Source organism: Enterococcus sp. C102(2024) (genome assembly GCF_040888205.1).
In the GTDB taxonomy this organism is placed as follows: Bacteria; Bacillota; Bacilli; order Lactobacillales; family Enterococcaceae; genus Enterococcus; species Enterococcus faecalis.
Window position 1 is genome coordinate 112,581 of record NZ_JBFOHH010000006.1, and the last position, 23,033, is coordinate 135,613.

23 protein-coding genes are annotated in these 23,033 nt (G+C 39.2%); 2 read left to right on the top strand and 21 right to left on the bottom strand.

What is annotated here, in order from left to right; translation table 11 throughout:
- Positions 1-2 precede the first annotated feature (2 nt).
- The 19 genes from AB3I34_RS11895 to AB3I34_RS11985 all read right to left on the bottom strand — a co-directional run bounded on the left by AB3I34_RS11895 (position 3) and on the right by AB3I34_RS11985 (position 18,168).
- Entirely contained in the window at positions 3-1,220 is a 1,218-nt protein-coding gene (locus AB3I34_RS11895) for a hypothetical protein (protein ID WP_010712841.1), read from the bottom strand.
- A complete protein-coding gene (locus AB3I34_RS11900) occupies positions 1,221-1,622 on the bottom strand; it encodes a hypothetical protein (RefSeq protein WP_229204856.1) in 402 nt (133 codons plus the stop codon).
- A 21-nt stretch (positions 1,623-1,643) separates the two neighbouring features.
- The gene (locus AB3I34_RS11905; protein ID WP_229204857.1) at positions 1,644-1,949 is read right to left on the bottom strand and encodes a hypothetical protein; all 306 of its coding nucleotides are present in this window, start codon (positions 1,947-1,949) and stop codon (positions 1,644-1,646) included.
- A gap of 163 nt (positions 1,950-2,112) precedes the next feature.
- Positions 2,113-2,853 carry a KDGP aldolase family protein gene (locus AB3I34_RS11910; protein WP_010712844.1) on the bottom strand — a complete coding sequence of 247 codons (741 nt, stop codon included), beginning with the start codon at positions 2,851-2,853 and terminating at the stop codon, positions 2,113-2,115.
- A 3-nt stretch (positions 2,854-2,856) separates the two neighbouring features.
- Positions 2,857-3,960, bottom strand: coding sequence for a DgaE family pyridoxal phosphate-dependent ammonia lyase (locus AB3I34_RS11915; protein ID WP_085444075.1), 1,104 nt, complete (start codon positions 3,958-3,960; stop codon positions 2,857-2,859).
- An 11-nt stretch (positions 3,961-3,971) separates the two neighbouring features.
- Positions 3,972-4,823 carry a PTS system mannose/fructose/sorbose family transporter subunit IID gene (locus AB3I34_RS11920; protein WP_002359140.1) on the bottom strand — a complete coding sequence of 284 codons (852 nt, stop codon included), beginning with the start codon at positions 4,821-4,823 and terminating at the stop codon, positions 3,972-3,974.
- Positions 4,823-5,572 (bottom strand): PTS sugar transporter subunit IIC, encoded by a 750-nt coding sequence (locus AB3I34_RS11925; protein ID WP_002355079.1) that lies wholly within the window; start codon positions 5,570-5,572, stop codon positions 4,823-4,825. Before AB3I34_RS11925 ends, AB3I34_RS11920 begins: the two co-directional genes overlap by 1 nt.
- A 23-nt stretch (positions 5,573-5,595) precedes the next feature.
- The gene (locus AB3I34_RS11930) at positions 5,596-6,090 is read right to left on the bottom strand and encodes a PTS sugar transporter subunit IIB (RefSeq protein WP_002355078.1); all 495 of its coding nucleotides are present in this window, start codon (positions 6,088-6,090) and stop codon (positions 5,596-5,598) included.
- 19 nt (positions 6,091-6,109) lie between these two features.
- Positions 6,110-6,511 (bottom strand): PTS sugar transporter subunit IIA, encoded by a 402-nt coding sequence (locus AB3I34_RS11935; RefSeq protein WP_002365282.1) that lies wholly within the window; start codon positions 6,509-6,511, stop codon positions 6,110-6,112.
- Between the two features lie 71 nt (positions 6,512-6,582).
- Positions 6,583-9,396, bottom strand: coding sequence for a sigma 54-interacting transcriptional regulator (locus tag AB3I34_RS11940; protein WP_105223179.1), 2,814 nt, complete (start codon positions 9,394-9,396; stop codon positions 6,583-6,585).
- A 120-nt stretch (positions 9,397-9,516) separates the two neighbouring features.
- Positions 9,517-10,044, bottom strand: coding sequence for a histidine phosphatase family protein (locus AB3I34_RS11945; protein ID WP_010712849.1), 528 nt, complete (start codon positions 10,042-10,044; stop codon positions 9,517-9,519).
- Positions 10,045-10,109: 65 nt separating this feature from the next.
- On the bottom strand, positions 10,110-11,558 hold the full coding sequence (locus AB3I34_RS11950) for an amidase (RefSeq protein ID WP_010712850.1): 1,449 nt from the start codon (positions 11,556-11,558) through the stop codon (positions 10,110-10,112).
- A gap of 96 nt (positions 11,559-11,654) precedes the next feature.
- Complete coding sequence (locus AB3I34_RS11955; protein WP_010712851.1) at positions 11,655-12,320, bottom strand: helix-turn-helix domain-containing protein; 666 nt, start codon at positions 12,318-12,320, stop codon at positions 11,655-11,657.
- A 382-nt stretch (positions 12,321-12,702) separates the two neighbouring features.
- Entirely contained in the window at positions 12,703-13,911 is a 1,209-nt protein-coding gene (locus AB3I34_RS11960) for an ABC transporter permease (protein WP_010712852.1), read from the bottom strand.
- Positions 13,908-14,582, bottom strand: coding sequence for an ABC transporter ATP-binding protein (locus AB3I34_RS11965; protein ID WP_002365285.1), 675 nt, complete (start codon positions 14,580-14,582; stop codon positions 13,908-13,910). Before AB3I34_RS11965 ends, AB3I34_RS11960 begins: the two co-directional genes overlap by 4 nt.
- Entirely contained in the window at positions 14,575-15,741 is a 1,167-nt protein-coding gene (locus AB3I34_RS11970; protein WP_002361088.1) for an efflux RND transporter periplasmic adaptor subunit, read from the bottom strand. Before AB3I34_RS11970 ends, AB3I34_RS11965 begins: the two co-directional genes overlap by 8 nt.
- Before the next feature lie 170 nt (positions 15,742-15,911).
- Positions 15,912-16,211 (bottom strand): rhodanese-like domain-containing protein, encoded by a 300-nt coding sequence (locus tag AB3I34_RS11975; RefSeq protein ID WP_010712853.1) that lies wholly within the window; start codon positions 16,209-16,211, stop codon positions 15,912-15,914.
- A complete protein-coding gene (locus AB3I34_RS11980) occupies positions 16,204-17,853 on the bottom strand; it encodes an FAD-dependent oxidoreductase (RefSeq protein WP_010712854.1) in 1,650 nt (549 codons plus the stop codon). Before AB3I34_RS11980 ends, AB3I34_RS11975 begins: the two co-directional genes overlap by 8 nt.
- Positions 17,854-18,168, bottom strand: coding sequence for a rhodanese-like domain-containing protein (locus AB3I34_RS11985; protein WP_002365287.1), 315 nt, complete (start codon positions 18,166-18,168; stop codon positions 17,854-17,856).
- 168 nt (positions 18,169-18,336) lie between these two features.
- Between AB3I34_RS11985 and AB3I34_RS11990 the strand changes: the two genes are divergently transcribed.
- On the top strand, positions 18,337-18,597 hold the full coding sequence (locus AB3I34_RS11990) for a metal-sensitive transcriptional regulator (RefSeq protein WP_002355063.1): 261 nt from the start codon (positions 18,337-18,339) through the stop codon (positions 18,595-18,597).
- Between the two features lie 48 nt (positions 18,598-18,645).
- Here the strand turns inward: AB3I34_RS11990 and AB3I34_RS11995 are convergent, their stop codons facing one another.
- Both AB3I34_RS11995 and AB3I34_RS12000 read right to left on the bottom strand, forming a co-directional pair.
- Positions 18,646-19,905 (bottom strand): MFS transporter, encoded by a 1,260-nt coding sequence (locus AB3I34_RS11995; protein WP_002368361.1) that lies wholly within the window; start codon positions 19,903-19,905, stop codon positions 18,646-18,648.
- 97 nt (positions 19,906-20,002) lie between these two features.
- A complete protein-coding gene (locus AB3I34_RS12000) occupies positions 20,003-21,211 on the bottom strand; it encodes an alanine--glyoxylate aminotransferase family protein (RefSeq protein ID WP_002355061.1) in 1,209 nt (402 codons plus the stop codon).
- Between the two features lie 171 nt (positions 21,212-21,382).
- Between AB3I34_RS12000 and AB3I34_RS12005 the strand changes: the two genes are divergently transcribed.
- Positions 21,383-23,008, top strand: coding sequence for a PucR family transcriptional regulator (locus AB3I34_RS12005; protein WP_085444072.1), 1,626 nt, complete (start codon positions 21,383-21,385; stop codon positions 23,006-23,008).
- Positions 23,009-23,033 lie beyond the last annotated feature (25 nt).

Consider the following 23,033-nt stretch of genomic DNA (forward strand, 5'->3'; position numbering starts at 1 on the left):
TTTTACGTCCCTAGTTGTCGGGCTAAGGCTCGATCTCTTTGGACCAATTCTTGAATTTTTTGTTTAATTTCTTGAGCTAACTGCTGAAATTTTTCAGCCATCATTCGAATCTGATTAATTTTTTCTTGGAAAAATTCCGTTGGTTCACCAACTATTTTTTGCTGCGTTGCACCTGCTGTGGCTAAACACTCTCTCATCTCACCATCGGAGAGAATCGCTGTTTGGCTGTAGGCTTCTTTCAAGGTATTCTGCCATAATTCCTCGGCTTCTTGAATGGCTCGTTGGTAAATATTCATCATATTGGTCATGGCATTTTGAAACGCTGTACGTCCTGTGTCCACCGCTAATAGAGCCTGCTGGTCTTCTAAATAAATTCGCTCATTAACAGAAAGGCCGCCACCGCTGGCTGTTAAGCGACTTTTTAATTGAGTTAATCTTGTAACTTGTGCCGTGTAGTGTCGCATGATTTGCGCCCCTTGCTGACGCATATAGCCTTCTAAATTCCCAGATTTTTCTGGAATTTTCAGCTGACCTGTTTTTTCATCAAACGACCAGCTATCTAATGCATGGCTTTTGCCTTCGACCCAAATAATCGTGCCAAAATCATCGCTATTACCCCAGTGTGAATTAAAGTCATTCCACTTTGTCACATCATCATTCTTTTGTCGATAATTCAAAAACAAATGCGGATTTTCTTCCATAAAATTCGCTTCTGCTTTGGTTAAAGAACCATATTGAAACCAACCGCTAAAAACCGTTGTAGCAATTTGAAAATGAGCGCCAACTTTCAGCATATATGCAGATTGTGAGTAACCAGTCAACTGAGTAATTGTCCAGTCTGGATGCGTTTCAAGCAAAGTTCCAACATACTTAAGTGCTTCATCTGCTTGTGGCGAACCATTTGGCGCTAGGCCTTTAGCCGCAGCTTTCAAGTCGTTCTCATCAGAAGGGTAAGTTCCTGCTGCGACAACTGTCACTTGCGAAACGTCCGGTTGTCCTTTCACAATTGGTGCAACAGCCATGGCTTGGAAACTATGGGTGCCGTTTTTGATGGAGAGGACTTTGAAATTTTGACCATTGCTAACTACAAATTCATTTCTTTCAAACTCTTTTAAATTTTTAGTAGCCTTATCTGTATATTTAACTTTACTTTCTTTATAGCTCGGATCTACTAAATATACTTCATAATTTAGATACCGTAGTTCTTCTTCAGTTCTCATTTATAATAACCTTTCATCCTTATTAGAAAAAATAATTTTTACTTCATCTTCAGTTTTTCCTTTTCCCAAGACGGGAATTTCCGTACTTCCTACATACGAACGATATTCCTTTTCATTTGGAGACATACTAACCCCAATCTCAGAAGAAACGCCATAACTCGTTGTTATTGTCACGTCTACCCTTGTAAAACCAGCCAAAGAATTTTCTACATAGTCTTCCGAAAACTCAATCTCAACTACATTCGCAAAAGTATTCTTAATTTGCTTCGCCGTCATCGTTTCCATTTGAATTAACTCTCGTTCTTTTCTCCGTTCCACTCTTTCTCGATAACCAAACACGCTCACTCCTCCTATTAGCAAAATGATTCCACTTACAATTAGCCACCATTTTTTCTTCAACACTTCACCTCTTTTTCGCTATCTTCATAACTTCCTTTCTGTTCTATCCGAAAAAATAACCCTTACTTCATTTTCAGTTTTTCCTTCTTTAAATTCGATACCTCCCGCATAAGACTCTAATAGATTACCTTTGTTATACAATGACATACTAAGCCCAATCTCAACTACATCTGCAAAAGTATTCTTAATCTGCTTCGCCGTCATCGTTTCCATTTGAATTAACTCTCGTTCTTTTCTCCGTTCCACACTTTCTCGATAACCAAACACGCTCACTCCTCCTGTCAGCAAAATGATTCCGCTTACAATTATCCGCCATTTTTTCTTCAACACTTCACCTCTTCTTATTCCGTTCCTTAATAATAGCTTACCATAGATTATAAAAAAATGTGAAGATAAACTAAATATTTTTTAGTTATTATAATTATTTAGCGTATTGATTGTATCAGTAAAAAACAAGAAAGGAATGATTCGCTTCCTCTCTTGCTTCTTCTCATTAAACTAATGTGTTTTTCATCATGGTTAGTAACGTTTTCACGTCTTCTGTTCTAGTGTCCCCTGTTTCTTGATCGATAATTGAGCTGTAGACATGAGGAATGATTTTTTTAACGCCGGCATCCACCGCAATTTGAACAATTTCTTCAAAGTTTTCTAAATCAATGCCCCCTGTTGGCTCTAAATAAAAGTCATACTTGGCACAAGCTGCTGCTACTGCTTGGTATTCTTCTTTGTGAGCCAAGCCTTTCATCGGGAAATATTTAATGGAACTGCCTCCCATGTCTTTCAACAATTTGATGGCGGTTTCGATAGGTACTTCCGCCGCTGGCGCACCCGAGCTTAACGGACCTGTCGCAATGTTAACATAGCCAACTTTGCCTGTGGGTGAAACCAAGCCATTAATTACTGTTTCGTCTTGACGAAGTAAGGCCCGCGAAGCGCCGACACCTGTGAAGACTTGGTTCACGTGTTGCGGTTGTAAAACTTCTGATAAGCGAGCCACCATTTGACTTTGATTTGGATCACCAGCTCCTAAGCCGACAGATAAAGCGTTGTTGGTTGCTGCTTGGTATTTTTTCATATCGTCAATGGCTGCTTCATCGGTTTCATAGTTTTTTGAAAGGACACCTAACACAACATGCCCTTCTGCTGCTTCATAACAGGCTTGGGCATTTTCTACTGAATTGGCTAAGACGTTTAAACAAATGCGTTCTTCTAAATAATTAGGTTTTAATGACATGGCTTATTTCTCCTTTGTGTCCATAATTTCTTGTAATCGTTGCACGATTTTGTTCATTTCTTCTTGATTGACAGAACGAATGTCAAACTCAATAATGCCATTGTTGGCTTGATATTCTCGCGTATAAATGGCTGGACTTTTTGCTTTTAATGCTTGGATGACTTCCTTGGCAGTTTTTCTGCCGTCCACTTTAACACTGGCGCGATAAATGTCTCGGCCAGCGCCATCTTGGACGATTTTGGCGGTTAAATCTGACAAGTTGTTGATGGCTTCAACAAACGGTTTTAAGCGTTCTTGCATCGAAGCCCCTGACTCACTGCCATGCGCCAAGTATTCTTCCACTGCTTGCGTAAAGCCCAGGATATTGTCTTTGCCAATTTTCATTGCTCGACCAATGCCTTTTCCTTGTAGGCGCACCCAGTCAATGTATTCTTTTTTCCCGACCACTAAACCGGCACTTGGCCCTTCAATTGCTTTGGCGCCGCTGTAAATCACCAAATCAGCGCCTGCTTCAGTGTATTTGAAAAGATCTTCTTCTGCTGCCGCGTCAACAATTAGCGGCACCTTGTGGCGTTGCGCCACTTTAGCCGCTTCGGCCACCGTCAGCATACTTTTTTGCACGGTATGATGGCTTTTGATGTATAGAATGGCCGCTGTTTTTTCAGAAATCATCATTTCCACGTGTTCTGGACTACACATGTTGGCGTAGCCAGCTTCCACCACTTGGCCGCCACCTTGCGCTACCATAACTTCTACAGGCGTGCCGTAGTCCACGTTGTGCCCTTTAGGTAAAACAATCTCTCGCTGTTCAATTTTTTCTGTATAAGGATGATACGCGTGGTACAAGCTGCCTTTTCCAATCAAGGCAGCCACCGATTGGGCAATCCCCGCCGAAGCCGAGGAAACGATTTGGGCATCTTCTACCTTCAACAAGTTGGCTAAAAAGGCCCCTGTTTGCACACTAAGTTCACTCATTTCAAAGAAATGTTCGCCGCCGAATCGTTGAGCCGCGAGGACTGCCTCCGAAACTTTGGAGACACCTAGAATGGTCATTTTGCCAGAAGCATTGATGACTTCTTTTAAGTGAAATTTTTCGTAACTATTCATTATTTTCTCCTTTATAACAAACCAAAGAATGAAGTGACCAAACTAACTAAGACAATCGTGCCGATAATGATACCGTAACGTGGGCCTTTTTTTACCATGAAGAAATAAATAGCCATGACTGCTGCTAAAGGAAGTAACCCTTTCATAATTTGATCTAGAATATCTTGTAAAACAATCGTGGCACCGCCAGTAACTTTAAACGTCATCGGGCTAGCAATTTTAACATAACTCGCACTTAAAGCGCCCATCATCATCATTCCTAAAACATTCGCTGAATAAATGACTTGCTTAATTTTGCCGTCTTTTAACAAACTTAAGATTGAATTACGCCCTAATGTATAGGACTTATTCACTAACGTCCAACTGATGTATAATGTAATGGCTGTGTACAGAACCAACGGACCGATACTTCCAATCACGTTACCTCCTTTAGCCATTGGAATAAAAATGGAAATGATTAACGGCATTAATGCTGCCCAAATAATTGAATCGCCAATCCCAGCCAGTGGACCCATCAGCCCAGTTTTAATCGATGTGATCGCCGTATCAGAGATCGCTGCACCATTGGATTTTTCTTCCTCCATAGCAATTGCAATCCCTTGAATTGAAGCCCCTACTGTTCCTTCAGTATTAAAAAAATTCAAATGACGTTTCAGAGCTTCTCTTTGTTGTTCTTCATCGTCTGCGTAAAGTTTTTTAATTGCAGGAATCATCGATGCACAAAAAACTAAACTTTGGAGACGTTCATAAGAATTTGATAATTCACAGCCTAGTTGATAAATCCAAAAGGCTTTGGATAATTCTTTTTTAGTAATTTTTTTCTGTTCCAATTGTTGTTCATTTGCTTGTGTCATTTGTTCCATTATGCTGCCTCCTCACTCAATGCCTTATTTCTAACTAAAAAGGCAATACAGATTCCTAAAATAGCGACGGCCATAACTTCTGCGCCAAAATATACTACTGCAACAAAACCAATTAAAAAATAAGGAATCAAATTTTTCTTGCCAATTACCATAATTGTTAAGGCGAATCCTAACGCTGGTAAAATACCACCCATTACTTCAAAGCCGTGCATCAACCATGCTGGGATAACTTCTAAGACTTTATTCACCACGGATTGACCAAAAAAGTTCGCCGCAAAAACCAACGGAAAGCGAATTAAAAATCCCGCTAAAGCTGGATAAACAAACGCAGCTCGGTAAATCCCCCCATAATTTAACTCTTCTGCATATTTATCAGCCATATGCACCCAAGTCGCATTGATGGTCCGCCGTAATTGATCCATAAAGACGCCTAACACACCAAAAGGAACAGCTAGTGCAACAGCCGCCTCGGCATTCATTCCCACACCTAAAGCAATCGGAATCGCGATTGCTGAAGCTAAAGCCGGATCACTAGGCACATTGCCGCCCGGTGTGGAGGTGACTCCTAGATAAACAAGTTGAATCCCCGCACCTACAACCATTGCTTCACTAAGTTTTCCTGTTGCTAAACCAGCCACCAACGCTGCACCTAATGGCTGAGACAGCATGCCTGAAAATGTGTACCCAAAACGCAAACGTGCAAACCAATAATAAAGTCCCATAATAATTGAAACACCTAAAACGCCCATATGATTCTCTCCTTTTTCTCTGATTATAGTGATTGATATTTTTCAATTAATTTTTGAATTGGTAGGGGATTTTCTTCGGGAATCGCTTGGAAGAAAACATGGATGCCCTTCGTTAAAAGTTCAGTCAAAATTGCAACATCTTCTTCAGATAAATTGATATTTTTTAAAACATTTTTCCGATTTGGTCCGCCACCTAAGCCACCAACTTGAATCTCCTCTTTAATAATTTCTTGGTCCACCATCGCTTTTAAGGTCGTTAAATCTGGCACTAAAAATAACACCTTTTTCTCTTCCTTTTCTTGCGATTCCCAATATTCTTTGGCACTTTCAATCCCTTTAATTACTACAGAAACCCCTGGAGGCGCCGCCATTAAATAAATACTTTGTAAAAATTCATCTTGCTCTAGTTCATCACTCACTACCAAAATTTCATTTGCACCTGATTGTTGTAACCATTTAGTCACTACTTGTCCATGGATTAAACGGCTATCGACTCTTGTTAATACGATTTTTGACATTCTGTTCACCTGTACTTTCTTATTTTGGAATTTCTAAAATTTGACAACTGTCTACTGCTGCTTGTTGAATCATCTCTGCATCTTGTAAACGAAACCCAGGACCACTTTGTTTCATGACGGATTCTAATAATAACGATGTGCATAATCCTGACACAATCAGGAGGTCATAATCTTTTGATAAACGTAATGCAACGTTACTAGGTGTGCCGCCTTTAACATCTGTTAAAATTAGCAACTGGTTGTGCCACGTTAATTGGTCAATTTTTTCTGTGACTCGTTCTAAATAATCCCCCAGTGAATCCTCTGCTTGTAATGCAACTTCATGTACATTTGTGACTTCTCCAACAATCATCTGGACGCTTTTGACTAATTCCAAGCCCCAACCATTGTGTGTTAAAAGTAAAATTGGTTCATTTTCCATAAACAAACTCCTTTGCTAATTAATCATTTTATTAAAAGCAATAAGTGTGCCAACTTTCATTTCCGTTTGAATTAAGCCTTTTCAAAGAGCAATTCATAAATATAGCGCACTTCCAAAGGTGGAATCAACAGATTATAGGACACTTCAAGCGGTCGAAACGCCATTTTTATGACAGATACAGCTTCTGGCAACTCTCGATATGACACTTCATAAGCTGTCGGGTCATATTCTGGATTCAACAATTGCCGTTCTAACATACAAGCACAATGAATGATAAAACGAAGTAAAATCTTTTCGTCACTTTTTATTTTAGTTTGCAAGCAAATGTCTGAATAAATCTTAGCTAATTCGATTGAAATGGTTGTAGGATTCAAAACCGTTAGTAAGTCTGTAATAGCTTCGATTGATAATCCTTGAATATATTTAGCTGAAACTTTTTTTAGTAACTCTTGGTTTTGTTTTTCTTCTAAATGATGGCCTAATAATTCGAAAACTAGCTGAATGCCCCGCTTCGATAGTAAATCTTGTAAAGAAATAAACGGAATATCTGGCACTTCTGTCTTTACGGTGCCAATGATGCCAACGATTTTCTCTTCTTTCCGAACAAAAGAATGCAAGCGATCAATGTCTTCCACTTCTCTTTTCTCTAAAGTAATGATGCGTACATTCGTTAGTAATTCATTGGGAAAAGTTTTTAGTAACAACTGTTCAATTTTAATAGCAGTCCCCATGCCAGTTAGACAGGAAATAATGAGAACTTTTGCCTCGTTGAAGCGACCTTTACTGCAAATCAAGGCGCGATGATTTTTTTCTTTTAAGACTGGTAATAGATACTCAAATGCCGTCGATTCATAAATGACTTCTCGGGCCACTTCTAGCAATGTTAAGAGATTGATATTGCTAATTAGCAGCACTTCCATTTGAAACGTTTGACTGATAGCATTACCAAAGTAAACCAGGGAACCGATGTCCACCATTAAAATAATTTTTTTATACTGATTTTGCTTTACAATTGCACGGACTTTTTCTAATGTTTCTTCCACTGATTGATTAATCGGCATATCAACTGCACGCATGACCGTTGTTGAAAACAGAAGGTTGGTGTACTCAACCATGCTGCTGGCCGTCGCGGCACCATGTGCAACGACGATAACGCCACAGTTTTCTTCAACTGAGTGCGCTCTTTTTTTAGCTGTGACTTTACGAATAAATAGATCAAAAAAGAGGATTTCCGTATCAGCAAAAGAAATCCCAAACAATGTTTGTAGAAAGTCCACCATGGTCTTAGCAGCTTGATACTGGGTTACTTTGCCAGAATAGATATTTTTGGTATCTGAATAAAATGTTTCATTCATTTGTGCAGAATAAAAAACAGCAGAATAAAGGTGGACAATTAAAATATTCTGGAAATCCTCTGTCAATTTTTCTTGGATTAATTGTTCAAAAAAGACAATGGCTTCTTGAATTTTTGGCTGCAATGTTTCGTCAATGGCCTCTATGGCTAGCGGTTCTTGAGCAAAAATATCCATATCATAAAGTTGCTCGACTTTGTTTTGCATGATTGCTAGCGCATCCTCTGTCGAAAGAGTTAATTTTTTCAAATCCGCATATTCTTTCAATAGAAAATTATAAAAACGATCATTTTTCAGACTTTCCGATTTGAGTAACTCTTGACTGCTTAAATAAAAATGGTTGTATTGAATCGTGAGGCCATCGTTAGGTATCCACTCATTAAAAGCCAGCAGACTTTCTACATCAGGTTGCTCTTTGACTGTTCCCTCGTTTGCTTCAATGCAAATAGTTTCCGTTAATTGATCGAACACTTCTAAATAGGCTTGTGCGCTCATAAATTGAATCGCCGCTTTCAATTCGCCAACGTTGGCTTCAAAATGAGTAAATGTTAATTGTTTCAACGCCTCATAACGAATATGGATATTCTTTTGAATCCGTTGACTTTCTTCTAAGAAAAAGGACAAAATCAATTGAATTTTTTCTTTCAAAGAGCGCTCGGCTAAAGCTGGAATGGCTAATGTCACAGGGATCCTTCTTAAAAACGTTTTCAAAAAATGTTGATTGACGGCTTCGGTTGTTGCAAAAATAAATTTTATCGATACATTTCTTTGTTTTTCGGCTTCGCCCATCCGTGTAAAATACCCTTTATCCAAAACTGTAAACAATTTTTCTTGGCCTTCGCTCGTTAATCGATGGACTTCATCTAAAAATAAAAAACCGCCATCTGCCAACTCTACTAAGCCTTTTTGGTCATTGGCGGCACCAGTAAAACTGCCTTTTTTATAGCCAAACAGATGCGAAGTTAATAATTCTGGATTGTTGAAATATTCTGCACAATTAAAATAAATAAACGGGACTTCTTGGTTCATTTTAACTTGATAAAATTGGTGTAATTGTTCTGCAATTAAGGTTTTGCCCACCCCAGATTCTCCAGTAAGTAAAATATTCAAGCCATTAGGCGGATATAAAATAGCGGCTTTCAACTTCTTGATGGCGTCTGCTAAGCTCCCATCAAAACCAATTACGTTCGCAAATGGATTCATTTTCAGTAACTGCTTTTTCTTATGTATCTGTTCTGTCTGTTGATAAATGTCCTCTTGCAGCGAAGTGAGGGAATCGTAGCACGTGCTACTTTTAAAAAAAGGAAACTGTTCCTCTAAGTAGTCTTTATCAAAAAATAACACCGGTCTTGATTTAACTTTAACGACTTGGTCTTTTCTCACTAATTCTGAAAGCTCTTCACTAACAGCGGTTCGGGTATAACCAGAGGCCTGACTTAATTGCGAAGCCGTTGCGGGCAACAAGGTTGCTTTGCTACTTGGATTTTGTACGTGAAACTGTTTTAACGCTTGATGAATATTATCAATTCTCATAGTCTTTTCCCCATTTCTTTTTTGATCCAAAAGTTAATTTATTATACATTAAAACGGAAGCGGTTTCTTATTTACCATAAAAAAATCAAGTCTTTAACCAAAAGATTAAAGACTTGATTTTTATTCTCCGTATTGTACAAGTTGTGTATTTTCACAATGAAAGTCCAAGAAATCTTGGATTTTTTTACCATTGAAGTAGTTATCAATGACTCGCATGACCGCATTGTGGCAAACAAATAGGTAAGTTTCCTCTGAAGCCACGGCTTCCTCAATCAAGGGATAAATTCGACCCGCAACATCTAGGACCGATTCCCCTTCTGGAAACGGCAAGGAAATCTCAGAACGATTTTCTTGGAAAGCCGTTGTTTCAATCGGTTCACCATCATAAATGCCAAAATTCATCTCAATTAAACGAGGTTCTGTTTCAATCGTCAATTGATTTCGTTCCGCAATTTTACGTGCTGTTTCTTGCGCCCGTTTTAAAGGCGACGCCAGTAAACGGTCGATTTGAATTCCTTGTTTGGCAATTTTTTCAGCTACCAATTCCGCTTGTTGATAGCCTTTTTCGGTCAATTGCGCTTCCGCATGACCACAAATTCTACGGGCCACATTATAATCTGTTTCACCATGTCTCACTACGTACAGCATTTTTCCACCTCAGTTTTTTGTCTTGTGTCTATTTTATCTGAAATTTGGTCACAATAACACCCTATTTAGCGGTAACTTTCTGGTAATTTAAATTTGCCTTCTTGCTCAAACTGTTCGCCAACTTGGAATAAGAAATCCTCGCGGCCACGAGCAGCCATTAATTGAATACCTAAGGGCAACCCAGCTGCCGTAATATGTGTGGGCAAGCTGATGGCTGGTTGTCCTGTCAAGTTCGCTAGTTGAGTATAAGGTGTTAGCTGTAAACTTTTATCAAAATAATCATAGATTAATTCAGCCAACTCTGCTTCTGTTAATTCAGCTGCCTGTTCCATTCGTTGACGAATGTGTTCACTTTGCAAATCTTCGTTAATTTTTGGTGCTGAAAAAGCCGTTGTTGGTGATAAAAACAGATCAAATTTTTGAAAAAGTTCTTCCATCGTTACTGCTGCTTGATCCCACAACTGCAATGAATGAACATAGGTGGCTGCTGGAATCTTTTGGCCAAATTGATGCATGGTCCATGAAAAAGGTTCGATTTCTTCTTTACGAATTGGGCGCCCGAGCCCCTGTTGAATGCTGTTCATCATCGCTGTAGTTTCTGCGCCGTTCATTTGATAATAGGAGCGAATCAGCGCTGCACCATCGACTGGATAAGGAATCTCAATGATTTCATGGCCAGCGGCTGCCAGAAAATCAGCCGCTTGTTTCGCCGCTTGTGTTGCTTCTGGCGAAATCAGTGAGCCGATAGGCGAAGCGGTACACAGAGCAATTTTTAGCCGTTGTTTTTTAGGGTGTGTTTGCCATTCTGCCAAGGGTGCTTGGTATGGGGCGCCACTGTGGCTACCACGTAGGCCATAAAATAACGCTTTGGTGTCTCTCATAGAAATAGTCAACGCAAAGTCAATCGAGGCACCTTGCCAGCCTCGCCAGCCTTCTGGGCCGACAGGCATGGAGCCACGGCTAGGTTTTAAGCCAATTAAGCCACTAAAAGAGGCGGGAATTCGGATGGAGCCACCGCCATCGCTAGCGCCGGCTATAGGAACAATCCCGCTAGCGACAACTGCGGCAGCGCCGCCACTGGAACCGCCTGGCGAATGTTCCAGGTTCCAAGGATTGCAGGCTGGCCCGTAAAGCGCAGGATCCGTAATATTTTTAAAGCCAAACTCTGGGGCGTTGGTTTGTCCTAAGGGCATCAAACCAATCGTTTCTGCTTGTTTGACAAAGTTAGAGGTCGTTGTTGCAGTACTATTTTTAAAAAGTTGCGAACCAGCCGTTGCTGACCACCCCGCTTTTTCTTGGCCTAACATTTTCAAAGGAAATGGCAAACCAGCAAATAGTGTGTCCTGCTGTTTATTTTTTTGATAAGTTGCTTCTGCTTCTTGGCTGTCAAAGGTTACAAAGCCATTGATCTTTGGATTTAACTTTTGGACTTTTTTCTCAATATCCTTTAAGAGTTCTGTGTGACTTACTTTCTGTTCTTTTAATTGTTGTACCCAATATAGTCCGTCTTTCATACAGACCCACCTCCTATACTATTCCTTATTAGTATAGCATGGTTTTTAGGGGTCATCCTGTGATGGTGATTTTCATTCGTCAAGTGCTTCTCTATTTTAAGTAAATAATTCGCCAATGTAAGGAAGCAACTGCGGATGCAGTTTGTAGCCTTTATACCGTGTATTTTGGATACCTTGTTTTTTAAAGCCCCCTACTTGAATTTTTTTATTTAATTTTGTCAGCTGCTTGGTCATTTTTTTTCGATTATTGGCTGTTTCTTCTGTGTCATATATTAATTTACAAAGGCGCTCCATTGGTAAGTGTTCTTTCGGCGTACTATATAAGATAGCGAGTAGTGCACGTTCTGTAGCTGTTAGCTTTATCCCCTCTACATCTAACTTTTCATCTTCTCGTTGGATGGGTTTATTTAATTCCGCCAAAAGGAGATTTTCTCTTAATGTATCCAAAGTCGCATCCAATCGTAGCCAATTGAGAATGCCATATTGATAGCTAATGTTCAATTCTTCCGAGGTAGGAATGTCTTCGGAGCGAAGAAACAACGGCGTTTTAACTCTGGCTAATTCCTTTAGATATAAATATTGTTCTTTGCGAGGAATCGTTTCGCTGAGAATGATGGCATCAAATTTCCGATAAAACAAATGACTTTCCTTAATTTCACCAATCAGACACGTCGTACAAAAAACTTGGTGATCTAAATGCTGTAAGCGGTTTTGAAAAGCAGTTTCTGCTAAGATATTTTTTGTGATGACCATTATTTTCATTCTTGATTCCTCCTTAATTCTTTTTTGGTTCAAAATTTTCTCAATTCTCGTGTTTTGTTTTGATATATTTAGTATACTGGAATTTTTTCGAATTAAAATTTAGAAATTTACAATCAAATCAGTCATTAACAGTCATTCCTGTAATCCCCGATTTATAAAGGATTTCCAATAGTCTTATTTAAAAAAATATTTGTTATTTAATCCTCAACATGCTATTTTTTTAATTTTTTCTTTTTTTATTTAGCTAACAAACATCAAAAGGTTGGTAGCTAATATCAACCTTTTGACGTTTGTTAGCTATTTTCTCTTGAAATCTTTGGATTTTTTTCTACTTTTACTAAAAAAAAACAGCCAAAAGTGGCTGTTTCTTTGCTATTTATATTTATTTCATAATATCGATTAAGTCTTTTTTTGAAGCGGCCGAGGCAGGGAAATAGCTAAATACAACCCCGATAAAGACAGAAATCCCGATGGCTAATGTAACCGTCATTAAATCTGGACGAACAGAAAACGGTAGTGCCATTGATGCTAAGTAGGCAATAATCATTCCTAAAAGATAACCAGTAATTCCGCCGATTAAGGTCAAGGCAATTCCTTCTGTTAAGAATTGCTTTTTAATATCACTGGCTGTCCCGCCCAATGCACGGCGGATACCAATTTCCTTAATCCGTTCTGAGACCGAAATGTACATCATATTCATAACGCCGACCCCAGCAATTACCAGTGAAATAGCCGCAATTGCGGAAATAAACAAGGTTAAATTATTTAATAAAGAGCCCATTTCTTTGATGGTATCTTTAACATTATATTCTTGATACGTCCCGCTGTTTTTCATGGTTCCTTGTTGAGAGAGAGTTTTTATTGTTTCTTTCAATACTTGATCTGGTTGGTAGCCAGGTGCTACTGTTAGCTTCAACGTAGATGTATCTTTTAGCTTGCCGAAATAATGTTCATAGGTCTTTTTGGGAAAATAAAGCAATGAGTCATCATTACCTGGACCAATGGCACCGCTGGTATTGGTTGTCACGCCAACAATGGTAAAAAGTTGCTCTTTATATGGAAAAGTTCGATTAACTGCTGCAGTCGGGTCTTGGTAGAGTTCTTTGGCAACCAGTTCATCCACCACCACTGTTTTATCCAGTTTTGCATTGTCTCCATCATTCAGTTGGCGTCCCGCCAACAATTCTTTGGTGGTTTTGTCGGCAAGTTCATAGGTTACAGAAAGATTTTTCGGTCCTGCTTGAAAATTCAGTGTACCTTTTTGGGCGCCATCAACTTCTCTTTGATCAAAATCAATTTTTTCTACGCCAGGAACCATGCGCACGATCCCTAAATCATTGTCGGTAAACATCGCTTGGTCACTAAACATATCCGAAGTGTTGTAGGCCGAAAAAGAAATCTTTTTCACATTTTCTTTTTGTTTTTCAGCAGATAATTTATCGACCATGTCTTCTTTAAAGCCGTTACCGATAGCCACGATGGTAATCACCGAAGCTATCCCGATGACAATCCCTAGCATCGTTAACAAGCTGCGTCGCTTATTTTTCAAAATGGAACGGAAGGCGGTTTTCCAAATAATTGAACGTTTCATGTCAGCACCTCCTCTAAAATCTTTCCATCACGAACTTTAATCAAACGATTGCAGTATTCAATTGTTTCTTCATCATGTGTCACTAAAATAATGGTGACACCTTCATTGTTTAATTGCTGAAAGAGCGTTAAAATTTCTTCCGATGTTTTACTATCTAAAGCCCCAGTTGGTTCATCTGCAATAATAAAACTTGGCCGATTGACAATCGCACGCGCAATGGCAACACGTTGTTGTTGTCCGCCCGAAAGTTGTTTTGGATGCTTCTTGCCTTTATCTGGCAAGCCGACTTTTGTCAGAACTTCGTGGACACGATCTTTGGCTTCTTTTGGGGTTAACCCACTATATAAAAGAGGCAATTCAATGTTTTCTTCAACTGTTAGTGTTTCAATTAAACTAAAATTCTGAAAGACAAAGCCGACTGCTTCATTTCTAATTCGGGATAGTTCCTTATCAGAAAAGTCGCCAATTTCACGGTCTTCAAATAAATACGTTCCTTCAAACTTTTTATCAATAAAGCCTAGCAAATTAATCAAAGTCGATTTTCCAGAACCAGAAGGACCCATAATCGCTAAAAATTCTCCAGCATCTACTTGGAGGTTAATATCATCTAACACATGCAGTGTTTCTTCTTCGGAATAATAATATTTATGAATATGGGCTAGCTTAATCATTGGCAGCTACCTGAACATCTTGATTATCTTTCAATTCTTTATTGGGATTGGCAATCACTTGGTCTTTCCAGTTCAAGCCACTTTTGACAACTTTACGACCTAAATTTGTTTCTGTTTCAATCGGTGTTTTTTTCGCTTTGCCCGCTTTGTAAACATAGACAAATTCTTTTTCGCCTTCTTTTTGGATTGCTGCTGTCGGTATAATCATTTGCTTTTGCGGCACAGCGATACTAGTAGACAAGCCTTCTGCCCAAGGAAAATCACCTTCTACTGTAAATTGATAACTCACTACTGGATTGCCTTCATTTTTAGCTATTGGGGTTTGCGCAATGGAAACAATTTTGCCTGGCGCTGATTTGCCTGAACCAACGGTCGTCACTGTTACTTCTTCCCCTGTCTGTAATTTATCGTAATCATATTCGGTTACTTTTCCTTGAATATTTTTCTTTTGTGTTGCAATTTTAATGACTGGTTTGTCAGTACTACTCATGGCACTAGCATCAACAGTGACTTGGCCATCAATTGGTGCTGTAACGACTGTGTTGACTTTGCCACGTGTTTGTTCAAGCGTGTTTGCTGCTCCGACGGCATCACTGTTGGCTAATTGAAGGGCTTGGTTAGCTTGGGCGACTTCACTATTCGCAGCACTAACAGCTTCATTCAATTGCTGAATTTCCGCATTTAGTGTTTCTTTCTCTTCAGCCTCTTTTGCGGTGTTTAATTTTTGCTTGGCTGCAGCAACTTTGTTTAAGGCTTCATTGTATTTTTGAGTGGCTAAGTTAACGTTCTCTTGTGCTTGTTGGACTTGAAGATTATTCCGATTAACGGCATTCGCTTGTTCTGTTTCTGTGGCTTGGATGTCTGAGTTATTGTACGTTAACAATGGACTATCTTTCTTGACTTCTTTACCATTTTCAACATTTATTTCGGCAATTTTTCCTAAAGAAGGATCAAAGAAAATATCCCGAGTATCTAGAAAACTCACTTGACCATCTAATTTTAATGAGGCCATTTCTGTAATGGTATACGTTGTGTATTCAGGTTCAACTTCTTTTGAAGAAAAAACTGTTTTTGCTCCGATAAATCCGACGACGACCACTGCGGCACCAATACCGAACCACACTTTTTTATTTCGCTTCTTCTGGCCTGACTTTTTCATTTATTTGTTCCTCCTGATTTCTGTTGACGAGTTTGTCATTTTATTTAGTATATAATGAATAAAAAAATCGGTCCCTTCATCTTCCTATCATTCCTCTTACAGTTTTGACACATCTTTATCTAACAAAAAAACGTTTATCCTGTGTAAAAGGATAAACGTTTTTTGTTATTTTATTGTTCTAATTGACCCAACCAGCCAGATGTACCACCTAGAACATTGGTTACTTGATACCCTTGTTGACTGAGAAACGCACATGCTTGTGCGGAGCGCGATCCCATTTGACAAATCAGATAATAGGGTTGTTTTTTATCTAATTGCTGATAATTTTCGGTTAAAGTACTTAAAGGTAAGTTGATGGCCTGGGGGACATGCCCCAGTTGGTATTCCATTTCTTCTCGTACATCAATAATCGGTAATTTTTTTCGTTTTGCTTCCTGATAAAATTCAGGCATGCCAATCGTGTTATACATTTTCTAGTTCCTCCGGTTTTACCATTCTATATAGCGCAAAAGCACCATCTAAATTTTTGGCTGATATGCCCGCTTGTTTTAGCATCCGTTCTGCGATATAACTACGCAAACCGCTGTGACAACTAACAATGTACTCCGTTGACTTGTCTAATTCCTCCAAACGTTCTCTTAACTCATTTAAAGGAATAGACACAGCATTTTTAAATTGACCATTGGCTCGTTCGGCGGGATTACGGACATCTAATAAAACAGCCCCATTAGCTAATTCGTTGGATAACTCATACCATTGAACGTTTTCACTCAATCCTTCTACAAGGTTCATCGCTGCATAGCCTAACATGTTCACAGGATCTTTCGCTGAACCAAACGGCGGAGCATAGGTAAACTCTAATTCAGGCAAATCAAAAATAGTTAACTGTCCTTTAATAGCGGTCGCAAGAATATCAATCCGCTTATCTACGCCCTTTGCCCCAATTCCTTGTGCGCCATAAATTTCCCCTGTCGTAGGATGGAAAATTAATTTTAACTGAAGATCTGTCGCGCCAGGATAATACCCCGCATGGTCTTTTCCACTGATATGCACAACAGCTGTTGTTAGTCCAGCAGCTTTAGCAGCCCGTTCGCTTAAACCAGTTGAAGCAGCGGTTAAATCAAAGACTCGCACAATGGCGGTCCCAATGCTTCCTTGATTTTTTCTCTCTAACCCAGCAATCACATCCGCTACTTGACGTCCTTGGCGATTGGCAGGAGAAGCTAAAGAAATCAGCGCATCTTCTTGAGTGATTTGTTGTTTCACTACAATAGCATCCCCAACCGCATAAATATCGGGTTGATTCGTTTGATAGTGTTCATCAACAACAATACCGCCACGTAAACCAGTTGCTACACCTGCTTCAACTGCTAAGGTATTTTCTGGTTGGACCCCCACCGACAAAATGGTTAAATCAGAATCTAATGTTTGACCGTCTTCTAAGCGAATCACTTGCCCTTCTTCTTCAAAAGCAACCGCAGATTGTCCCGTAATTCCTTGAACATTGTTTTTGCTTAATTCAGCTTTGACAAAAGCGGCCATTTCTTCGTCTAATGGCGGTAAAACATGGGGTGCCTTTTCCACGAGAGTGACTTCTAATCCGCGTTTTTGTAAGTTTTCTGCCATTTCCAAGCCAATGAAGCCTGCGCCAATCACGACGGCTCGTTTTGTTTCTGGCGTCAGGGCTGTCATAATTTGATCTAAATCAGGAACATTTCTTAATGAAAAAACATTTTTGGCTTCTGCCAATCCTGTAATTGGTGGCACAAAAGGTTTCGCCCCTGGTGATAAAATTAATTTGTCATAGTGTTCTGTTAAAATTTCTGTTTCATGTTTCACTGTGATCACTTTTTCTATTGGATCAATCGCCACGACTTCATGGTGAGGACGAACATCTAAATTAAACCGTGCCTTTAACGCTTCGGGTGTTTGAACAAGCAGTTGCTCTCTTTCTGCGATTTCGCCAGAAACGTAGTAAGGCAAACCACAGTTTGCAAATGAAACAAAAGGGCCTTTTTCCATGACAACAATTTCAGCATCTTCCATTAAGCGACGTAAACGTGTCGCTGCTGACATGCCACCAGCTACGCCTCCGATAATTACAATTTTCATTTATTTTCCTCCTTTAATTTGACCAGACCATTGGGACATCCCACCACGAACGTTAATCACGTGATAGTTTTTTCTCGCTAAAATTTTGGCCGCATTTTTACTGCGCATGCCGGACTGGCAAATCACATAGACCTCGTTAGCGGATTTGTTGTAGGCGGGAATTTTGTTAAGTGGGACATTAATCGCTTGTGGAATATGCCCTGCGCGGTATTCGCTAGGTGTTCGGACATCTAATAACGTTATCTCTTTAGATAAACGTGACTGCAATTCCTTTGTTGAAATACTTGGCGTTTTTTTAAACAATTGAAATAACATCTTTTTCTCCTTCTCTTATATACCTTATGGGGTATATTTAACATGAAAAAGTTAGACTTGTCAACTGAAGAGATTTCTGCCATTTTTAGATTCAAAGAAAAGATAGTTGACAAAAATACCTAGTGTAGGTATATTTTAAACCAATCACTACTCTTAAGGAGGGGCAAAATGACTGAAGAAAAAAAGAAAGTGCTGAATCGTTTACGCCGCACAGAAGGTCAAATTCGCGGGATTCAAAAAATGATTGATGAAGAAAAAGAGTGTATCGATGTTATCACTCAGTTGAGTGCGGTCCGTTCTAGTATTGATCGCGTAATGGGGATGATTGTTGCGGAGAATTTAAAGCATTGCTTTGAAAATCCTGAAAAAGATCCTAAAGAACAAGAAGAGCGATTAGCACAAGCGATTAATATGATTGTCAAAAAGTAAAACAACGCAAACTTATTCAACGAAAGATAAGTTTGCGTTGTTTTATTTTTATTTATTAGAGGAATCTGCCCCGCGTTTTTTTAAATTGACAAGCATAAAAAGAATCGTGCCAATTAGTAAAATCACGACGGCGATATAAAAGCCCATGACTTTCGAACCAGTTGTGTCAGAAATTTTCCCAGTTAAAGCTGGGGCGATCACAGATGACATCATGCCGAAAAAGTTAAACACACCCAAAGTAGTACCAATTCCAATTTTTGGTGCATTTTCACCTAGCCAAGAAATAATAATCGGTTCTACAGCTAATTTCCCTAAGAACCCATACATAATTAAAGCAATTAATAACAACGTTGCATTACTTACTTGTACAGTTAACAAAAGCATGGCTGTTGCTAAAAATTCTAAAACAACGATGAATTGAACTTTTTTATGCATGTACTTATCCGCCAACCGACTAAAAAATAACGCTCCTGGAATAGAGGCAAATGCGACCAGCGAAGAGGACAATCCAATTGCCGCTCCTTGGAAACCACGTTCGGTACTTAAAAAATTAGGTAACCAAGTCACAATCATATAATATGCATAACAAGTGCCAAAATATAAAATATACGCAAATAGCATATGTGGCGCAAACAGTTTTTTAAAGGGCACTTTTTCTTTTACCGCTCCGTTATCTTTTTCATCAACAACGGTTGGCTGAATCAAGGCCATGTCTTCTTTATGATTGCGAATAATCACTTGAAAAGCCACTAACATACAAATAATCATAAAGGCGGAAATGTACATCATCACTTGCCAAGGTAATCCTTTTTGGGCAACTAAATAACTAGATAAAATCATTCCTAAACCTGAACCAACTGCTGAACCACTGTTGACAATAGCTGTTGCAAAACTTTTTTTGGCTTGAGGAATGTTTTGGGACGTCAACGAGTAAGCCGAGCCATAGAAAGAACCACATCCTAAGCCTGCCAATAAGCTACCTAAGTAAATTGTTCCAATCGTTTGTGCTTGGGCAATCAGTAACGCTGCCAGCGCAAACAAGATAAAGCCTGGAATTAATACACGTTTTTTCCCAATTTTGTCTACCAAGAAGCCTGCAGGAATCTGCATGACTACGTAACCGAGAAAATAAAAGCTAGAAATGGACCCTAGGGCCGTATCGGAAGCGTTACCATTTAGAGACGCACGAATTTGCGGATAAACAGGAGAAAGCGCGGAACGATAAATCCAGATTGTTACCCAGCCCATACATAGTAAAATAACGATTTTTTTCCAATAAGCCAACGAACTTTTTGTCTTGTCTGTCATTTTCTTTTCCTCCACCAATCATTTTTTTGGTTAACGTTTCACAAGGAACAAAAGCACTACGCTTTTTTACGTAGTGACCTTTGTCCTACCTTCTTTTTTAGTTTAAATACTCAGCCAATGCATGAGTACTACCGCTACCGCCTTCAAATTGATAACCTTGGTGTTTCAATACAGTCTCAAAGGCACTCAAGAAATGCAACACATTGTCTTCGCGACTGCTGTACCCCATATTACCGACCCGCCAAATTTTTCCTTTTAAATCACCGAAGGAAGAGGCAATTTCAACTTTAAAATGATCCAGTAATAAGCTTCGCACCTTTTCACCATCAATTCCTTCTGGAATGACCACAGGAATGACTGTTGGTGTTTTTGTGTCTAACTTCCCGAAAATTTCTAAGCCCATTTTTTGCAGACTTTCAACTAAAATACGATCGTTTTTCCGATGGCGTGCGTAGACATTTTCCATGCCTTCTTGAAGTAACAAGCGTAGCCCTTCATGTAGCCCATAAATCATTGTAGTCGCTTCTGTATGGTGATTTAAGCGCTCTGGTCCCCAATATTTTTCTAATTGCGATAAATCCAAGTAGTTACTTTGAATGAACCGTTCATTCCGCGCATCTGCGCCAAGTCCTAACTCTTTTTGGTAACGGCCCGCCAGATAATCGGCTACACGTTGGTTGTAGGTAATCAAAGAAAGGCCTGAAGGTACGCTGACACATTTTTGAGTGCCTGCTACCGCAATATCAATCTTCCAATCATCGACCTTTGTTTCGACACCGCCGTAAGTCGCCACCATATCTACTACGAAGAAAATTTCATTTTCCCGACAAAAGGCGCCAATTTGATCCAGTGGTTGCATTTGTGCATTCGCCGTTTCGCCGTGGACCATCGCAACAATTTTTGGTTGATGTTCTTTAATCGCTTCAATCACCGTTGTTTGTTCAAACGGTGCGAGCCAGTCCTTTTCTAAATAAATGACTTCGGCCCGGGCGCGTTCGCAAATTTCACCTAATAAATAAGCAAACCGGCCATACGCAGGCACAAGCACTTTGTCGCCTGGCTCAATCAATGCAAATAACCCCGCTTCCAAGCCTGAACGTGACGTGCCATCAATGGCAAAGGCTTGTTGATTCTTTGTGGCAAAAGGTACTTTAATCATTTCCCGAACTTCATCCATAATTTGTAGAAATTCTGGATCGAATTGCCCTAAAATTGGTTGACCCATTTGACGAAGTACCGATGGATGGGCTTCGACTGGTCCCGGCGTCATGATTGTTCGCCGTACAAAATTTGGTTGTTGATACATAGTAATCCCTCACTTCATTTTTAATTCTTCTCTTTTATTATCTTTGGAAAAACTCAGAAATTCATTGTTCAATTTGCACTATTTTGACTTTGTTTTTTAGACATATTCAATAACTATCTTTTGTACTCCTTTTTATTCTTCGCTATACTATAAAAAAAGGAGGTTGTTGTGATGAAAATATTAGCTGAGGTCTTGGCTTTACCAAGATTTTCTGACTTACAATTATTATCGTCTCACTCAAACTTAACACAGCCCTTGGAAAGTGTAGAAATCACGGAAACACCTGATGTGGCTGATTTTATCCCTAAAAATGTCATGATTTTAACAACGGCAATGATTTATAAAGATGATCAAGAAAAATTGAAACCTTTTATTGACTCGCTAAAACAAGCAGAGTGTGCGGCTTTAGGAATCAAAGTTGGGCGGTTCCTTGACGAAATTTCACCAGAAATTGTTGCCTATGCCAGTGCCGTTGATTTGCCCCTGATTAAAATTCCTAGCACACAGCCACTAGGCGGGTTGTTGCATGAAATTGTAGGCTATCTTCGTGATAGCAAAACCGAACAGATGTCTGTAGCATTTGACATCCAAAAGCGTTTTTCAACATTATTAATGCAAGATGTTGATGCTACGCGTTTCATCGCTGAATTTGCGAAAATTTTAAATGCGCCAATTATTTTATTAAGTCCTTGGCAACAGGTGATTGCCCACTCGAATTATTTTTATGGCAATCAAAAATCGGCGGAGTTTTTCATCGAACAATTATCAAAAGACCACTTTCAACAATTGGCACAAGAAAAGAAAATCTTTCGTTTACAGGATGAGCGACAAGAAAACATTCAAGTAGCTGGCTTTCCAATTCGTGTGAACGATTATTTTCCCTATTATTTATTGGTCTTATCTCCTGAACAGATTCCTTATCCTATTTCTGAATTTGCCATTGATCAGGCCATTTTAGTTTTGACTTTTATGTTATTTAAAAACCAGAAAATTGCTGAATCTTTTGAGCATCTCAAAACAGACTTTTTGGACCGCTTGCTTGATACACATCAAGAAGCGCTGAGTAAACATCAAAATTGGTTGGAACTTTGGAAAAATTATCGTTTAATCAACAGCGATTATTATCAAGTAGCGATTGTCTACGGCGTGACTAAACCAGAAAATGAAACCCATATTCGTTATCAGCAAGCGGAAGGGCAACTAATTTTCCAATGGCTCAAAGAACAATTGCCGGAAATCCTGCCAGATGTCGCCTTGTTTAAATTAAAAAATCAAAATAAAAGTATCTTGATTTTTCAATCTAAGAAAAATGACCATTTGATGATTTTGCAAAACCTCGCTGAACGTTTGCAACAGGCTTTGCCTATCACCATTCGCTTTGCTTTAGGCAATGCTTATGAAAACCTAGAAGATTTGCCTAATTCTTATATTGAAGCTTCCTCGACATTAGAGGCTTCTTTACACGCTCAAAAACCAGCGACTGTGCAATTGTTCCATCCCAAAGGCCTAGCTGGACTTTTTGAAAAGATTGGCACTGAAGATGTTGAATACTTTTGCCAGCAACAATTGAAAGAGTTGGCCTATCCGACGGAACCGACGTTACAAGAATTACGAAAAACCTTGAAAGTTTTTTTAGATTTCAATTGCGAAATTACTAAAACGGCCAACGCTCTTTACATTCACAGAAACACCATTAAATATCGCATGAATCAATGTGAAAAATTATTAGACACCTCTATTCAAGAGCCTGAGACGAGTTTACTCTTACGGGTAGCGCTAGAGCTTTCAGAAAAATAATTAACAGGAAAATAGCCGAATAAAA

Coding starts and splice junctions, on each gene's coding strand:
- AB3I34_RS11895 (WP_010712841.1), bottom strand. CDS start 1,220: ATGAGAACTGAAGAAGAACTACGGTATCTAAATTATGAAGTATATTTA.
- AB3I34_RS11910 (WP_010712844.1), bottom strand. CDS start 2,853: ATGTCATTAAAACCTAATTATTTAGAAGAACGCATTTGTTTAAACGTC.
- AB3I34_RS11915 (WP_085444075.1), bottom strand. CDS start 3,960: ATGAATAGTTACGAAAAATTTCACTTAAAAGAAGTCATCAATGCTTCT.
- AB3I34_RS11920 (WP_002359140.1), bottom strand. CDS start 4,823: ATGGAACAAATGACACAAGCAAATGAACAACAATTGGAACAGAAAAAA.
- AB3I34_RS11925 (WP_002355079.1), bottom strand. CDS start 5,572: ATGGGCGTTTTAGGTGTTTCAATTATTATGGGACTTTATTATTGGTTT.
- AB3I34_RS11930 (WP_002355078.1), bottom strand. CDS start 6,090: ATGTCAAAAATCGTATTAACAAGAGTCGATAGCCGTTTAATCCATGGA.
- AB3I34_RS11935 (WP_002365282.1), bottom strand. CDS start 6,511: ATGGAAAATGAACCAATTTTACTTTTAACACACAATGGTTGGGGCTTG.
- AB3I34_RS11940 (WP_105223179.1), bottom strand. CDS start 9,396: ATGAGAATTGATAATATTCATCAAGCGTTAAAACAGTTTCACGTACAA.
- AB3I34_RS11945 (WP_010712849.1), bottom strand. CDS start 10,044: ATGCTGTACGTAGTGAGACATGGTGAAACAGATTATAATGTGGCCCGT.
- AB3I34_RS11950 (WP_010712850.1), bottom strand. CDS start 11,558: ATGAAAGACGGACTATATTGGGTACAACAATTAAAAGAACAGAAAGTA.
- AB3I34_RS11955 (WP_010712851.1), bottom strand. CDS start 12,320: ATGAAAATAATGGTCATCACAAAAAATATCTTAGCAGAAACTGCTTTT.
- AB3I34_RS11960 (WP_010712852.1), bottom strand. CDS start 13,911: ATGAAACGTTCAATTATTTGGAAAACCGCCTTCCGTTCCATTTTGAAA.
- AB3I34_RS11965 (WP_002365285.1), bottom strand. CDS start 14,582: ATGATTAAGCTAGCCCATATTCATAAATATTATTATTCCGAAGAAGAA.
- AB3I34_RS11970 (WP_002361088.1), bottom strand. CDS start 15,741: ATGAAAAAGTCAGGCCAGAAGAAGCGAAATAAAAAAGTGTGGTTCGGT.
- AB3I34_RS11975 (WP_010712853.1), bottom strand. CDS start 16,211: ATGTATAACACGATTGGCATGCCTGAATTTTATCAGGAAGCAAAACGA.
- AB3I34_RS11980 (WP_010712854.1), bottom strand. CDS start 17,853: ATGAAAATTGTAATTATCGGAGGCGTAGCTGGTGGCATGTCAGCAGCG.
- AB3I34_RS11985 (WP_002365287.1), bottom strand. CDS start 18,168: ATGTTATTTCAATTGTTTAAAAAAACGCCAAGTATTTCAACAAAGGAA.
- AB3I34_RS11990 (WP_002355063.1), top strand. CDS start 18,337: ATGACTGAAGAAAAAAAGAAAGTGCTGAATCGTTTACGCCGCACAGAA.
- AB3I34_RS11995 (WP_002368361.1), bottom strand. CDS start 19,905: ATGACAGACAAGACAAAAAGTTCGTTGGCTTATTGGAAAAAAATCGTT.
- AB3I34_RS12000 (WP_002355061.1), bottom strand. CDS start 21,211: ATGTATCAACAACCAAATTTTGTACGGCGAACAATCATGACGCCGGGA.
- AB3I34_RS12005 (WP_085444072.1), top strand. CDS start 21,383: ATGAAAATATTAGCTGAGGTCTTGGCTTTACCAAGATTTTCTGACTTA.